The sequence below is a fragment of the Pelomonas sp. CA6 genome, from assembly GCF_022549225.1.
Taxonomy (GTDB): Bacteria; Pseudomonadota; Gammaproteobacteria; order Burkholderiales; family Burkholderiaceae_C; genus Roseateles.
This window is the reverse complement of the sequence record NZ_JAKZFD010000008.1, coordinates 112329-126187: the sequence shown is the minus strand read 5'-3', so window position 1 is coordinate 126187 and position 13859 is coordinate 112329. Positions and strand designations below refer to the sequence as shown.

Genomic DNA, 13859 nt, shown 5'->3' with positions numbered 1-13859 from the left:
GACCGCGGCGCGAACCTCGCTCAGGGCACGCCGCGGATGCGCAGCACCAGTCCGCCGCCCAGCAGCGTGACGGCCGCGGCGGCGACATACAGCGCCGCATAGCCGCCCAACCGGGTGACGAGCAGCGCCGCCAGCGCGGGCGCCAGCACCTGGGGCAGCGCGCTGGCGATGTTGAGCACGCCCAGGTCCTTGCCGCGATCGGCCGCGGCCGGCAGCACCTGCGTGACCAACGCCTGGTCGACGGCGATGTACAGGCCATAGCCCAGCCCCATCAGGCCCGCGGCGACGCGCACCGCCGACCAGTGGGGCGGCCCGGCCAGCAGCAGGCAGCCGGCGGCCATCACGACACCGGACAGCAGCACGTGGATACGGCGCCGGCCCGAGCGGTCGGACAGCAGGCCCCCCGCGAAGGCCGCCAGCACGACGCCCACGGTGTAGATCAGCACCAGCACCATCAGCCCGTCCTCGGCGCTCTCGCCGGGGTGCAGCGCCTCGTAATGCAGCTGGTCGCGCAGGAAGTACAGCAGGTACAGCGTGGCCAGCGCGTTGCCCAGGTTGACCAGGAAGCGCGTGAACCAGGCCCAGGCGAAATCCGGCTGCCGGCGCGGGCTGATCCAGAAGCCTGCCAACCAGGCCGTCCCGCGCGCGCGCGCGGGGCCGGGCACGCCGGGCACGTCGCGCACCGCCAGCACAAAGGGCAGCGCGCACAGCAGCAGCAGCGCGGCGATCAGCGCATAGCCCGACGCGATGCCGCCCGCCACGGTGGTGACGGCCAGCGTGCCGACCACCAGGCCCAGCGGTTGCGACACGCCGAACCAGGCGCTGCACAGCGCGCGCTGCGGCACCGGCACCTGGTCGGGCACCACCGCGCTCAGCGCGGCCAGCATGGCGTTGAGCGTGATCTGCACCGCGCACCAGCCCAGCATCACCTCGCCCAGCGTGCGCGAGCGCCCCAGCATCACCAGGGCGGCCGCGCCCAGCACGGCGCCGCCCAGATTCCAGGGCCGGCGCCGCCCCCAGCGGGAGGCACAGCGGTCCGACAGCGCGCCGAACAGCGGGTTGGCCAGCAGCGCCAGCAGCGCGCCCACGCCGGTGACCCAGCCCAGCGCCTCTTCCTTGTGCATCGGCGCGATCCGCTCCATCTGCTGCGCGAGCAGCACCTGGATCGGCGCGAAGAAGGCCATCCACAGGCCCAGGTTGGACAGCGCCAGCAAGCCCATGAAGCGCTTGCCGACCGGGCGCTGCGGCTCGGTCGGGGCGGGGCCGGGCTCGTTCATTGCGGGGCCTTCGGGGCCGGCTGTGCCCGGATCAGATCCCGGTACCAGTGGTAGGAGGATTTGGGCCGGCGCCGCTGCGTCGCGTAGTCCACGTGGACCAGGCCGAAGCGCGGCCGGTAGCCCTCGGCCCATTCGAAGTTGTCCAGCAGCGACCAGACGAAGTAGCCGCGCACGTCGACGCCTGAGGCCATCGCGGCATGCAGCGCGCGCAGATGGGCGTCGAGGTAGCGGATGCGGCGCGGGTCGTCGACGCGGCCGTCGGCGCTGACCGTGTCGGCGAGCGCCATGCCGTTCTCGGTGATGACCAGCGGCGGCAGCCGGTCGCCATGCGTGCGGCGCAGCGCCAGCAGCAGCTCGGTGAGGCCCTGCGGCATCACCGGCCAGCCCATCTCCGTGCGCTCGCAGCCGGCCGGTGCCTCGGCCTCCATCAGCGGCACCGGCGAGCCGGCGGGCGTGGCCTGGATGTGGTTGGGGTTGTAGTAGTTGATGCCGAGAAAATCCAGCGGCTGTGCGAGCGTTTCCAGGTCGCCCGCGCGCAGCGCCGACAGGTCCAGCCCGAGCGTCTCCAACTCTTGTGGATAGCGGCCCAGCAGCAGGGTGTCGGTGTGCAGGCGCTGGTGCAGCAGCTGCATCAGCTGCGCGGCGGCGCGGTCCGCCGCGCTGTCGCTGGCCGGGCGCACCGGCGCCATGCTTTGCGCGATGCCGACCTGCGCACCGGGTGGCAGCACGGCGCGCAGCGCCTGCGTCGCCAGCCCGTGCGACAGCAGCAGATGGTGGGCGACCGCGAAGGAATCCAGCCCCAGCGTCAGGCCCGGCGCGTGCGTGCCCAGGGCATGGCCGAAGGTGCTGTGCTCGAAGGTCTCGTTGTGCGTGATCCAGTGCGTGACCCGGTCGCCCAGGCGACGCGCCATCAGCGCCGCGAAGTCGGCGAAGCGCGCGCAGGTCTCGCGCCGCAGCCAGCCGCCTTCGTCCTGCAGTGCCTGCGGCAGGTCCCAGTGATACAGCGTCGGCACGGGGCGGATGCCGCGCGCCAGCAGCGCGTCGACCAGGCGCTCGTAGAAGTCCAGCCCGCGCGCATGAGCGGCGCCATGGCCCTGGGGCTGGATGCGCGACCAGCCGATCGAGAAGCGGTAGGCCCCCACGCCCAGCCCGGCCAGCAGTTCGACGTCTTCCGCGTGACGTGCGTAATGGTCGCAGGCCTGCTCGGCGGTGTCGCCGCGGGCGATGTGTCCGGGCTCACGGCAGAAGCGGTCCCAGATGGATGGGCCGCGCCCGTCGGCGTCCAGCGCGCCTTCGATCTGGTAGGCCGAGGTGGAGACACCCCACAGAAAGTCCTGGGGGAAGGAGGGCATGTCGGGGGCGAAGGTCATCGTACTCATGGTGGGCTCGTGGCGTGCTCATGGCTTGGGGGCCGTGCCGTAGATCTGGCGGTGGGCCTTGTCCATTTCCTGGATCAGGTACTGGTCGCGGCTCATGCCGTCGGGGAAGACGCTCATGCCGGTCACCCGCTGCGTGACCTCCTGCTGCGCGCGTTGCCAGGCGAGGTATTGCGGGTTGCGCCGTGGATCGTCCCGCTCGGCGAGCGCCCGCATCGTGTCGGCCGCCCACTGCTGGAGCTCAGCCCGCTTGTCGTTGGGGACCTGGCCCTGGTACTGGATCTCCAGCAGCCGCTGCTTGATCGCGATGGCCTCCGGCGGCAGCAGGTAGTGGTCGTCGAGCAGCGCGCCGGTCTGCTCTGACAGCGCCGCCAGCTGTTCGGGGCGCGGGTTCTTGATCTCGCCGGCCAGCAGCGGTTCGAGGGTGGCGCGGTACTGCATGAAGGCCAGCGTCTTGTCGGCCTGGCGCAGCTCCTCGGGGGACAGCGCCTTCTTGCCCGCGTCCTTGAGCGTCTGGGCCAGATAGGCCATCTGGGCCTTCTGGGTGTCTTCGCTGGGCTCCTGCGGCGTGAGCGGAGAGGCGGTGGCGCTCGCCGCGCCGGTCGCGGAGGCGCCGCCACCGCGACCGGCCTGGGGCGGGAGGGCGCCATTCGCGGGCGCGTCCTGCCACCACCAAAGGGCCAGGGCGCCGGCCAGCAAGGCCGCCACCGCGGCCAGGGACTTCAGAGTCATGAGGCACCTCCCGTGCGGGGTCTGGGCCGGGGCCGGGGCCGGCGCGGGCACGCGTGGCGCCCGCGCCGGGTCTCCGGATCAGATCGGAATGAAAAAGTCGGAGTTGGAACCCTGCAGGGTGCGCAGCAGCTGGATCGTCGGCGTCTCGGGGGCGAACAGACTGCCCGAACTCAGCGAGGGCGGCGCGGCCATGCGCATCACGCCCTGGCCGTCCCTCCATCCCCCGCGCACCTGCTCCAGCGCCATGAAGGCGTCGACGCCGGTGCCCGGGTCGGTCGTGTTGTCATAGGTCCCCAGCGTGAGGCAGTGGGAGAGATTCCAGGTGCGGCCGTTGATGAAGAAGTAGCCGACGTTGGGGTTGGCCTGCGCGTCGACGCGAGCCTGGATCGCCTGGAGCTCCTTCATCCAGCTGTCGCGCAGCCAGACGCCATAGGGCGAGTGCATTCTCGTGGGCTTGCCGTAGCGCAGATTGGCGTCGCCGTCCTGCATCACGCCATCGGGGATCAGCCGGGGGTACTTGGAGAACATGTAGGCGGAGTGGATCTTGTCTTCATACGCGCCGACATACAGGGTGCGGTTGCCCGGCCTGACCTTGTAGGAGTCGATCAGGTACTGGTTGAAATCGCCCGCGACGACGGACTGCTGGTAGCCCGGGACGTTGCGCGCGAGCACCTCGTTCAGCAGCATCAGGACATGCCTGCTGCCCGGTTTGAAGTTGTTCTCCGGGTTCTGCGTGTCCAGATCGGTGAACACCTCCAGCGCCTTGGCGATGGTCAACGCGCCCTTCCAGTCGGCATAGGCCGGGTTGGCGTACATCGCCTCGTTGAAATACAGGTGGCCGCGCGTCAGCGGGCCGCCGTCGACGACGAAGTAGCTGCGCAAGCTCGGATTGAGGAAATCGGCGAACAGCGGGCGCAGGATGTCCAGGCCGGAGGCGCCGGCACTCTGCCCGGTGACATAGACCTGCGCGGGGCGCGGCAGCCAGTCGCGTATCCAACCCAGCGCGGCCTGTGTCGCGACCAGGCCCTGGAAGCGCCGGACCATGGGGTTGGGCACGGCCTGGCCATGGGGATCCTTGGCCGTCTTCGCGGCCTCGGCGTCCAGCGGCCTGAGCACGCGGGTCTGGTTGCCGACGTAGATGTCGCCGGTGCAATAGGGCAGATGGACCATGTTCCAGTTCTGCGTGCGCAGCCGCCGCCCTTCGAGCGGCGTGGCGCCGGTGAGCACCGCGCCGAACAGCCCCACGCCGAAGCGGGACGCCAGCGGCTGGGTGATCTTGGCGTAACCCGTCAGCTCCTTGCCCTGGATGGCCGCCGCGACATTGAGCGACCACATCGTGCCTTCGGGAATCGGCCCCTGCAGGCCCGACCGCTGGCCGTCGGTGAGGTACTGAACCGGCCTGGACAGGCTTCCATCGGGCTTGTGCACCGGCTGGTTGCCGCTGCAGGACTCCCAGTCGGTGCAGACGCCGCCCGGCTCCAGCGTGATCTGGAGGTTGGTGCTGGCGGGCGTCAGGTTGACGAAGAAGCTGTACGGGGTGCCATCCGCGCAGGTGGCGACGTCCGCCGGCAGCGTGACCTTCTGCCACTGGAAATAGGCCAGGCGGTTGATCTGCAGCGGAATCTGCTTGAAGGGCAGATTGCCATAGCCCGTGCCGGCGGCCTCGGCCGGGCTCATCGGTGCATCGGGTGCCTGGGCGACGAAGATGCTGACCAAGGTCTGCCAGACATCATGGTCGCCGTCTTCCGTGGACACCAGGCTGTTGACGATCTCGAAGGCGGAATGGACGCCTTGCAGCGCGCGCTCCAGCCCGATCTGGGGAAGGGTGGTCAGCAGCTGGTAGGCCATCTGCAGGAACTGGTCGACCGGTTTGACGACCGCCGCGGCCCGCGCGTGCTGCGGGGTCACGGAAACCACGGTGACCGCCACCGGGGCGGCGAGACAGAGGCCGAACAGCCCGGCCAGGCATAACTTCCTGATCTTCCTGATAGCGATCCACATGGAGTTCTCCTTTGTGGTGAGCCTTGCCGTACGCTCCGCTGGAAGGGACATGGATCCCATGCGAATGGGAGACGCGCAAGACCGAATCAGCGCCCCTGCCTTGCCGGCCCGGGTGCCGTCATTGAGGAAAAATGCGCCGTACACAGTGGCAGCGGAGGGCCTCCCTGTTCAAAGTGCTGCCATGAAGTCGTGGAAATCGGGTCGGTCTCTCGCTTGTTTTGGATGCGATGCAGTTGTGGTTGTGGTCGTGGGATGGGCGGATGAATCCGGGTGTTGCCAAGCCCCCATCCATCGAGGCCGCCGTGACGGCCCTGTTGGAAAAAAAGCGGCGGTGTTTCAGGCCGAGGCCGGCAGTACCGGCCAGCGCGTCGCGATATGTCCTCCGTCGTACACCTGCAGATCGCCGAACTGCAGCAGCAGCGCCTCGCTCTGGCGCGGGCGCAGGAAGATCCAGTCGTCCGCCTTCAGGCCCGTCGCGGCCGAGCCGGCCAGCATCTGCTGGTTGGACGAATGGCCCCACAAACCGCTGGGAGCCAGGCCCGCCGGCGAAACGATGTCGGCCAGCCAGTGCCCGCCGTGCATCGCGACACCGCGGCGCGCATTGGGATCCCACAGCGCCTGCAGATCGCTGATGGCGCCCAGGCCATCGGGCAACGAGAAGCGGGGCCAGGTCTTGAGCACCGGCGTGGCGATGAAGGCGGCGGGCTGCAGATCGGCCAGCTGCGGCTTGTCGAAATCGCTGGGCAGCAGCGCGGCCGAACCCACCGCCACCTCGTTGGCCGTGCCGCTGGCGTCGTGCCAGCGGTAGGTGGGCGAGCCGGCGGTGTTCAGCGTCAGCGTCTCGCGCGCCAGCGGACCCAGCCGGTGCCGGGCGAGCAGCCAGGCCTGGCGGTAGCGCGCCAGCGACGCGGCCAGGGCGCGCTCGCGCAGGCCGGCCACCTCGGGCAGCGCGGCCAGGTGGGCGTCGTAACCCATGAAGCCAGAGAAGGCGAGCCTGGGGCCGTCGCCGGCGCGCAGGGCCTGCAGTGCGGGGCCGAGCCTGGCCTCGTCCTCGGGGTCGAAGCCGCCGCGGTGCAGGCCCACGTCGATCTCCAGGTTGATGCGCAAGACCTGACCCTGTTGTTGCGCGAGCTGGCGGTACTGGTCCAGGCGCTCGGGCGTGTCCACCAGCCATTCGACGCGTTGGCGCCGTTCGGCCGGCAGCTCGCGCAGCAGCCGCGCCGCGGCGGCGGCGGGCAATGGCTTGCCCAGCAGCAGCTGGCGCTGGGGCCGGGCCTCCAGCATCTGGCGCGTCTGCTCGGCGTTGAAAGCCATCACGCGTTCGCTGTGCCAGGCGCTCGCGAGTTCGTCCATCAAGGCCAGGCTGGGCAGGGACTTCAGCACCGCGCGCAAGGCCACGCCGTTGCGCTGGCAGTGGCCGGCGATGACGGCGAGGTTGCCGCGCAGCCGCGCGCGGTCCACCACCAGCACGGGCTGGGCCAGGCCGGCTTCGCGCAGCGCGCGCGACAGGGCCTGGAAGTAATCGTCGTGCGGCGCGCCACGGTCCGACGGACGGGCGGCCCAGGCGCCCAGCGCGAGCACGCCGGTGCCGGCGAGCAGCAGGCGGCGGCGCGACGCGCGGCGGGGGGGGGTGGTCGTGCTCATCGTGTCCTCCTAGGCCTGGCCCAGCAGCATCTGGCTCATCGCCGGGCTGAGCAGGCGGCGGCGCGGATCGAGCTGTTCGCGCAGCGCCAGGAAGTCGCGCAGGCGCGGGTACAGCGCGCCCAGTCGCTCCGGACCCAGCGCATGCAGCTTGCCCCAGTGCGGGCGGCCGCCGAAGCCGGCCAGCAGCGGCGCGATTTCGCCGAGCAGGTAGTCGTGCGCCTCGCCGGCCAGCGCATGCACGGCGATGGAGCAGCTGTCGCGGCGATGGAAGGGGCTCAGCCAGGCCTCGTCGCCGCGCACCCAGCGGAACTCCATCGGGAAGAAGACCTCGTTGCGCTGCTCCAGCCGCGCCAGCGCCGCCTTCAGCGCCGCCAGCCCCTGCTCGCGCGGCACGTGGAATTCGGTTTCGTTGAAGCGCGTCGGCCGCACGGTGCTGAGCAGGCGGTGCGACCAGTCGCGCGATTGCTCGGTCTGGCTGGGGTCGATCAGCTTGGATGCCACCCAGCGGCGCATGCCGGGCCAGCGGCCCAGCCAGTCGCGCAGGCGCTGCAGGTCGCGCAGCACATGCTCGTCGGCCGCGGCGGCGCGTTCCACGGCGGCCTCGGGGACCTCGTCCATCGTGATCGCCGCCGCATAGCCGGTGAAGGGCAGCAGATAGAGCTCGAAATGGCGGTGCTGCTGCGACAGCGCGTCGGCACGCGCCAGCAGCTTCTCGGTCGGCTCCAGCCAGACCTTGCGCTGCAGCATGTGGCGTGGGCGCAGCTGCAGCGTCATCTCGGTGATCACGCCCAGGCTGCCCAGCGAGACCTTGGCGGCCTGGAACAGCTCGGGCTGCTGCTGCGCGCTGCAGTCCAGCAGCTCGCCGTCCGGCGTCAGCAGGCGCAGCGCGATCACCTGGTCGTGCAGCGCCGGCAGCTGGCGCCCGGTGCCGTGGGTGCCGGTGGCGATCGCGCCGGCGAGGGTCTGCACGTCGATGTCGGGCTGGTTGAGCAGGGCCAGGCCGTGGCCGTCCAGCTCGCGCGCGAGCTGGCCGATGCGCGTGCCGGCGCGCACCCGGGCCTGGCGCTTCTCGCGGTCCACCGCGATGAGGCCGGACAGCCGGTCCAGCGAGATCAGCGTGCCCTGGGTGGGCACCAGCGGCGTGAAGGAGTGGCCGGCGCCGACGCAGCGCAGCGGGCCGGGGGCCTGGCGTATCGCGCGGCGCAGTTCGTCCTCGCTCGCCGGGATCAGCCACTGCGCCGGCTGGCAGCGCTGCAGGCCGGACCAGTTGCTCCAGGTGCGCGGCGCGGTGGGAGCCGCCGTGGGCGGTGGCGGGGCCGCGGGGGCGGACGTGGGTGCGGGTGTGCTGCTGGGCGCGGCCTGCGCGGCCGCGCCCAGCGGGGTGCTGCCGGCGGCGATCAGCGCGGCACCGGATTTGAGCCAGTCTCGGCGTCGGGTCATTCTCGGGATCTCACAAAGCATGGCTCATGAACAGGATCAGCTGTTCGACGTCGGCCGGCGTGCAGTCGGGGCACAGGCCCTGCGCGGGCATGCCGCCCAGGCCCTGCGCGACGCTGCGCTGCAGCGCTGGCATGCCCTTGGCCAGGCGCGGCGCCCAGGCGGCGGCATGGCCGGTCAGCGGCGCCCCGGACTCGGGGCGGGTGTGGCAGGCCAGGCAGCTGCGTTCATAGGCCTGGGCCAGGCGTGCGTCGGCGGGGCGGGCCTGCTCGATGCGCGCCAGCGCGGGCGGCGGGGCGGGTTCGCGCGCGCCGCAGCCGGCCAGCAGCAGCGCGCCGCCCAGCGCGAAGGCAGGGATGGCGCGCATCAGAACCTGGCCTTGGCTTCCACCATCACCGCGCGCGGGCGGCTCAGCGTGGCGTAGGCGCCGCCCAGCGGCCTCGCTTCGTAGCCGATGCGGTTGATGTAGCGCTTGTCGGCGAGGTTGGTGCCGATCAATGCCAGGCCCCAGAGCTGGTCGGCGCTGTCCCAGGCCAGGCGGGCGTCGACGCGGCTGCGCGCTTCGCCGACACGCAGCGTCGGCGTCTGCAGGCAGGTGCCGATGACGTACGAGTCATCGTTGCAACGCTGGGCCGAGGTGTAGCTGGCCTGCACGCGCGCGCTGAGCTGGCCGCCCCACAGCGCGGTGTGCGCCTCGGCGCCCAGGCTCAGCTGCAGGCGCGGTGCGCCGGCGGGCTGTCCCTTGAGGTCCTGGCCCAGGCTGCTGGTGCCGCGCCGGTAGCGCTGGTTGAGCCATTCCAGGTTGCCGAAGAACTGCAGCGCCGAGGCGGCCTGCCAGCGCGCCTCCAGGTCCAGGCCTTCGGCGCGCTGGTCGCTGACGACCACCTGGTAGGCCGGGATGCCGCTGCCCGAGGGCACCAGTTGCAACGTCTGCAGGTTGTCGAAGCGGTAGGCGAAGAAGGACGCGGCCCAGCTCAGGCCCAGCTCGGGCTGCTGGCCCTTGGCGCCGATCTCCAGGCTGGTGACGCGTTCGGGCGAATAGACCGAGTTGACCTGCAGGGTGTTGAAGCCGCCGGCCTGGTAGCCGCGCGTCAGCGAGCCATAGACCATCAGCTCGCGCGAGAGACGGTGATCCAGCACCAGGCGCGGGCTGGTGTCGCTCCAGCTGCGGCTGATCTGCAGCGGGCCCGGCGTGGCACCGCTGGTGGCGATCAGCGCGTTGCCGCGCAGCTTGGCCTGCATCAGCGCGGCCTGCTCGGCGCTGATCGCGCCGGCCGCCACCAGCCCGTCGAAGAGCTGGGCGGCGTCCAGCACGGCCAGGTCCTGGTCCAGCGACGCGGCGCTGCGCAGCGGCTGCTCCCAGCTGAAGCGCTTGCGGTCGCGGGTGATGCGCAGGCCGGTGGTGAGCCGGGTGGCGGGCGTCAGCTGCCAGATCAGGTCGCCATAGACCGCGGCGGCTTCGAAGCGGCCGCGGTTGTGCATCACCTCGCTCCAGGGCTTGCCCAGCAGCGAGATGCCCGGCACGCCGGCGCCTTCGGCCAGCGCGTTGACGGTGCTGAACAGCGGCAGCCCGGCGAGGTTGGCCGACATCAGGTCCAGCGCGGTGGTCGTGCTGTCCACATAGGCGCTCTGGCGCGCGTCCTCGCGGTACAGGCTCAGGCCGCCCAGCCAGTCCACGATGCCGGTCTTGCCGGCGAGGCGGAACTCCTGCTGCCAGCTGCGGTTGTGCTCGGCGTTGGTGGTGGACAGGTACAGCCCCGGATGGGCCGTGCCGTCGTTGTCCTGGCGGTTGCGCGAGTCGAAGGCGCGGTAGGCGGTGGTGGACTGCAGCTCGGCCCAGCCCAGGTCGTGGCTGATGCGCAGCGTGGCGCCGTTGTAGTCGCGCGTCTCGCGGTCGTCGCTGACGTCGGTGGCGAAGCGGCTGGCGCGGCGCGGGTCGCTGAAGCGCGCCGGGTCGGCCGGGAAGGGAGCGCCCGGATCGCTGGCGAGCGGATTCACCAGGCCCAATGCCGGCCGCGCACGCTGGTTCAGGCGCTCGTGCTCGGCGGAGAGGATCACGCGCGTGTCCTCGCTGGCGCGCCACAGCAGCGAGGCGCGCGCGCCCCAGCTCTGGTCGCCGCCGGCGCGCACGCCGGTCTGGTCGCGCAGCCAGCCGTTGCTGTGGCGGCTGACCAGGTTGACGCGCAGGGCCAGGTCTTGCCCCAGCGGCGTGTTGGCGGTGATCTGGCCCTGGCGCAGCCCCTCGGTGCCGAGTCGCACCTGGGTCATCAGCTGGCGCTCGAAGACCGGGTCGTTGCTGACCAGCGAGATCGCGCCGCCCGCGCTGTTGCGGCCGAACAGCGTGCCCTGCGGGCCCTTGAGCACCTCGACGCGCTTGAGGTCATTGAAGTTCAGCAGCGCGCCGCCGGTCTTGCCGGCGTAGACGCCGTCCACATAGATGCCCACCGGCGAGTCCGTGCCGATGCCGAAGTCGCTGGTGCCGATGCCGCGCAGCATCACGATGGGCTGGGTGGCCTGGGTGGCGTCGATCTGCAGTCCCGGCACATGGGGCGCGGCGTCGGCGAGGTTGGAGGACCCCATCTGGCGCATCTGTTCGCCGCTCATCACCTGGATCGCGATGGGCACGCTCTGCAGCTGCTGCTGGCGGCCCTGGCCGCTGACGACGACGGCCTCGAGCTTGGGCTTGGCTTCGTCGGCGGGCGCTGCGGCGCTGCTGCTGGTGGCGGTCTGCGCATGCAGTCCGGCGCAGGCCAGCAGCGCCGGCAATGCGAGCAGCCGGTGGCTCCGGCCCAGGCGGTGGTGGGGCATGGTCTCCTCCTGCACCCTCGTGTGGTGCTATGAATATAGCGATCACTATATTCAGGTGTGGGTATCGGAGGTTCAGGGCATACCCGGAGCCTGAGCTCGACTAGACTGCACGGGCCATGACCATCGCCATGCCCACTCGTCGTTCCAATCGTCGCGAGACAGAATCCACCGTCCGGCGCTTGGACCTGCCCGAGCTGGCGCCCAAGAAGGCGCCCACGCAGCCGCGTGCGGTCGAGACCTTCGAGCGCATCCTCAGCACTTGTGCGGATCTGCTGGGCGAGGTGGGCATCGAGCGCCTGTCCACCAATCTGGTGTGCCAGCGCGCCGGCATCACGCCGCCCGCGCTGTACCAGTACTTTCCGAACAAGTACGCCATCCTGCATGAGCTGGGCCGGCGCTTGATGTGGAAGCAGAACGAGCTGCTGACGCCCTGGTCCACCCCGGCGACCATGCGGCTGGGCGAGGCCCGCTTCGCGGCCAGCGTGGCCCAGGTCTTCCTGGACACGCTGCACCTGACCGAGCACACCTCGGGCGGCGTCTGGGTGATGCGCGCGCTGCGCGCCGTGCCGTCGCTGCAGCATGTGCGCATGGCCTCGCACGAGGCGGTCACCGACCTGGTGATGGCGGCGTTCGCCGAGGCCTATCCACAGGCCGACGCGGCGCAATCGCGCCTGACCATACGGCTGTCGATCGACGCGCTCTACGCGGCGCAGGAACTGCTGTTCGACGACCCCAGCCAGCCCCCCGAGGCGGTGGCGCGCACCATGTCGGAGATGGTGGCGGCGCAGTTCGTCAAGCTGAAGAAGCGCTGAGCCGGATCAGCTCACGCAGGCAGCCCATGCACAGGCAGCCTTGCGGGTAGTCGCGCGCGAGCTGCTGGCGCAGCGCGTCGGTCAGCCGCGTGCCGAAGCAGTCGCAATGCGCGTCGCCGCCCACGGCGCCGCAGCGGAAGTCGCCGCCGCAGCGCGGGCAGTGGCTGTTGGGCGCCAGGCCGGTGGTCGGCGCCGGCGTCTGGGGCTGGCCTTGCGCGCTCATGCGAACAAATCCTGGCAGCGCTCGCGCAGCAGGTTCTTCTGCACCTTGCCCATGGCGTTGCGCGGCAGCTCGGGCAGGACGAGCAGTTTCTTGGGCACCTTGAAGCCGGCGATGCGGCCCTTCAGCGCGGCGATCAGCGCGTCGCCGTCGGGCGGCGTGCCGCCGGGGCGGGGGACGACGATGGCGACCACGCCCTCGCCCAGGTCCGGGTGCGGCACGCCCACCACGGCGGACTCGGCGACGCCGGGCAGCTCGTTGAGGAAGCCCTCCACCTCGGCCGGATAGACGTTGTAGCCGCCGCTGATGATCAGGTCCTTGCTGCGGCCGACGATGGTGACATAGCCGTGCTCGTCCATCTTGCCGACATCGCCGGTCTTGAACCAGCCGTCGGCGCTGAACTCCTCGGCGGTCTTCTCGGGCATGCGCCAGTAGCCGGCGAAGACATTCGGGCCGCGCACCTGGATGTGGCCGATCTCGTCGCGGGCGCAGGGTTGGCCCGCGTCGTCGACGATGCGCAGGCCCACGCCGGGCAGCGGCAGGCCCACGGTGCCGCCGACACGCCCGGCGGGCGGCTCGTAGGGGTTGGAGCTCAGCATGATGGTCTCGCTCATGCCATAGCGCTCCAGGATGGTGTGGCCGGTGCGCCGCTGCCAGTCCTGGAAGGTCTCGATCAGCAGCGGCGCGGAACCGCTGATGAACAGCCGCATGCGCGCACAGGCCTCGCGGGTCAGCGCCGGTTCGGCGAGCATGCGCACGTACAGCGTGGGCACGCCCATGAACACCGTGGCCTCGGGCAGGCGGCCAATCACCGCGCGCGCGTCGAACTTGGCGAACCAGATCATGCGGGCGCCGGCCAGCAGCGCGCCATGCGACGCGACGAAGAGCCCGTGCACATGGAAGATGGGCAGCGCGTGGATCAGCACGTCGTCGCCGCGCCAGCCCCAGTAATCCTTCAGCACCTGGGCGTTGGAAAGCAGGTTGCGGTGCGACAGCATCGCGCCCTTGCTGCGCCCGGTGGTGCCGCTGGTGTAGAGGATGGCGGCGAGCTCGTCCCCGTCCTTGGGCGCGGGCTCGTGCTGGTCGCTCATTTGCGCGGCGCGGTCCAGCAGCGTGCCGCTGCGGTCCTCGTTCAGCGTGAAGACCCAGGCCACGCCGCGCTGGAAAGCCAGCTTGCTGACCCAGCCATGGTGGCGGCCCGAGCAGACGAAGACGGCCGGCTCTGCGTTGTCGATGAAGTAGGCCAGCTCGGCGGCCTGGTAGGCGTTGTTCAGCGGCAGGTAGACGTGGCCGGCGCGCAGCACGGCCAGGTAGAGCATCAGCGCCTCCACGCTTTTCTCGGTCTGCACGGCGATGCGGCTGGCCGGCGGCAGGTCCAGGCTCTGCAGCAGGTTGGCCATCATCGCGGTGCCGCGTTCGAGGTCGCGCCAGCTGTAGCGCAGCGGTTCGTCGCCGGGCGCGTCGGCGCATTCGATCGCGCATTGGTCCAGGTCGGCCGGGAAGCCCGCGCGCAGCGCGGCGAAGAGGTTGGCGGAGGTGGAGGTCTTCATGT

Annotated in this window: 11 protein-coding genes; 1 reads left to right on the top strand and 10 read right to left on the bottom strand. The window is 71.0% G+C overall.

Annotation, left to right across the window (positions count from 1 at the left end; all coding sequences use genetic code 11):
- Positions 1 to 20: 20 nt before the first annotated feature.
- The 8 genes from LZ017_RS14515 to LZ017_RS14480 all read right to left on the bottom strand — a co-directional run bounded on the left by LZ017_RS14515 (position 21) and on the right by LZ017_RS14480 (position 11275).
- Complete coding sequence (locus LZ017_RS14515; RefSeq protein ID WP_241397590.1) at positions 21 to 1277, bottom strand: MFS transporter; 1257 nt, start codon at positions 1275 to 1277, stop codon at positions 21 to 23.
- Positions 1274 to 2656, bottom strand: coding sequence for a GH1 family beta-glucosidase (locus LZ017_RS14510; RefSeq protein WP_241397589.1), 1383 nt, complete (start codon positions 2654 to 2656; stop codon positions 1274 to 1276). Before LZ017_RS14510 ends, LZ017_RS14515 begins: the two co-directional genes overlap by 4 nt.
- Before the next feature lie 18 nt (positions 2657 to 2674).
- A complete protein-coding gene (locus LZ017_RS14505; RefSeq protein WP_241397588.1) occupies positions 2675 to 3385 on the bottom strand; it encodes a hypothetical protein in 711 nt (236 codons plus the stop codon).
- A 78-nt stretch (positions 3386 to 3463) separates the two neighbouring features.
- Entirely contained in the window at positions 3464 to 5386 is a 1923-nt protein-coding gene (locus LZ017_RS14500) for a hypothetical protein (protein ID WP_241397587.1), read from the bottom strand.
- 336 nt (positions 5387 to 5722) lie between these two features.
- The gene (locus tag LZ017_RS14495) at positions 5723 to 7030 is read right to left on the bottom strand and encodes an alanine racemase (protein ID WP_241397586.1); all 1308 of its coding nucleotides are present in this window, start codon (positions 7028 to 7030) and stop codon (positions 5723 to 5725) included.
- Positions 7031 to 7039: 9 nt separating this feature from the next.
- A complete protein-coding gene (locus tag LZ017_RS14490) occupies positions 7040 to 8470 on the bottom strand; it encodes a D-arabinono-1,4-lactone oxidase (protein WP_241397584.1) in 1431 nt (476 codons plus the stop codon).
- Between the two features lie 10 nt (positions 8471 to 8480).
- Positions 8481 to 8834 (bottom strand): cytochrome c5 family protein, encoded by a 354-nt coding sequence (locus LZ017_RS14485; protein ID WP_241397583.1) that lies wholly within the window; start codon positions 8832 to 8834, stop codon positions 8481 to 8483.
- Positions 8834 to 11275 (bottom strand): TonB-dependent receptor, encoded by a 2442-nt coding sequence (locus LZ017_RS14480; protein ID WP_241397582.1) that lies wholly within the window; start codon positions 11273 to 11275, stop codon positions 8834 to 8836. The genes LZ017_RS14485 and LZ017_RS14480 overlap by 1 nt, the downstream gene beginning before the upstream one ends.
- Before the next feature lie 179 nt (positions 11276 to 11454).
- Here LZ017_RS14480 and LZ017_RS14475 point away from each other — a divergent pair, with 179 nt between their 5' ends.
- Complete coding sequence (locus LZ017_RS14475) at positions 11455 to 12087, top strand: TetR/AcrR family transcriptional regulator (RefSeq protein WP_241397581.1); 633 nt, start codon at positions 11455 to 11457, stop codon at positions 12085 to 12087.
- On the opposite strand, the gene LZ017_RS14470 is transcribed toward LZ017_RS14475, so the two are convergent.
- Entirely contained in the window at positions 12068 to 12310 is a 243-nt protein-coding gene (locus LZ017_RS14470) for a cysteine-rich CWC family protein (protein WP_241397580.1), read from the bottom strand. The genes LZ017_RS14475 and LZ017_RS14470 overlap by 20 nt on opposite strands.
- Entirely contained in the window at positions 12307 to 13857 is a 1551-nt protein-coding gene (locus LZ017_RS14465; RefSeq protein WP_241397579.1) for a malonyl-CoA synthase, read from the bottom strand. Before LZ017_RS14465 ends, LZ017_RS14470 begins: the two co-directional genes overlap by 4 nt.
- Positions 13858 to 13859 lie beyond the last annotated feature (2 nt).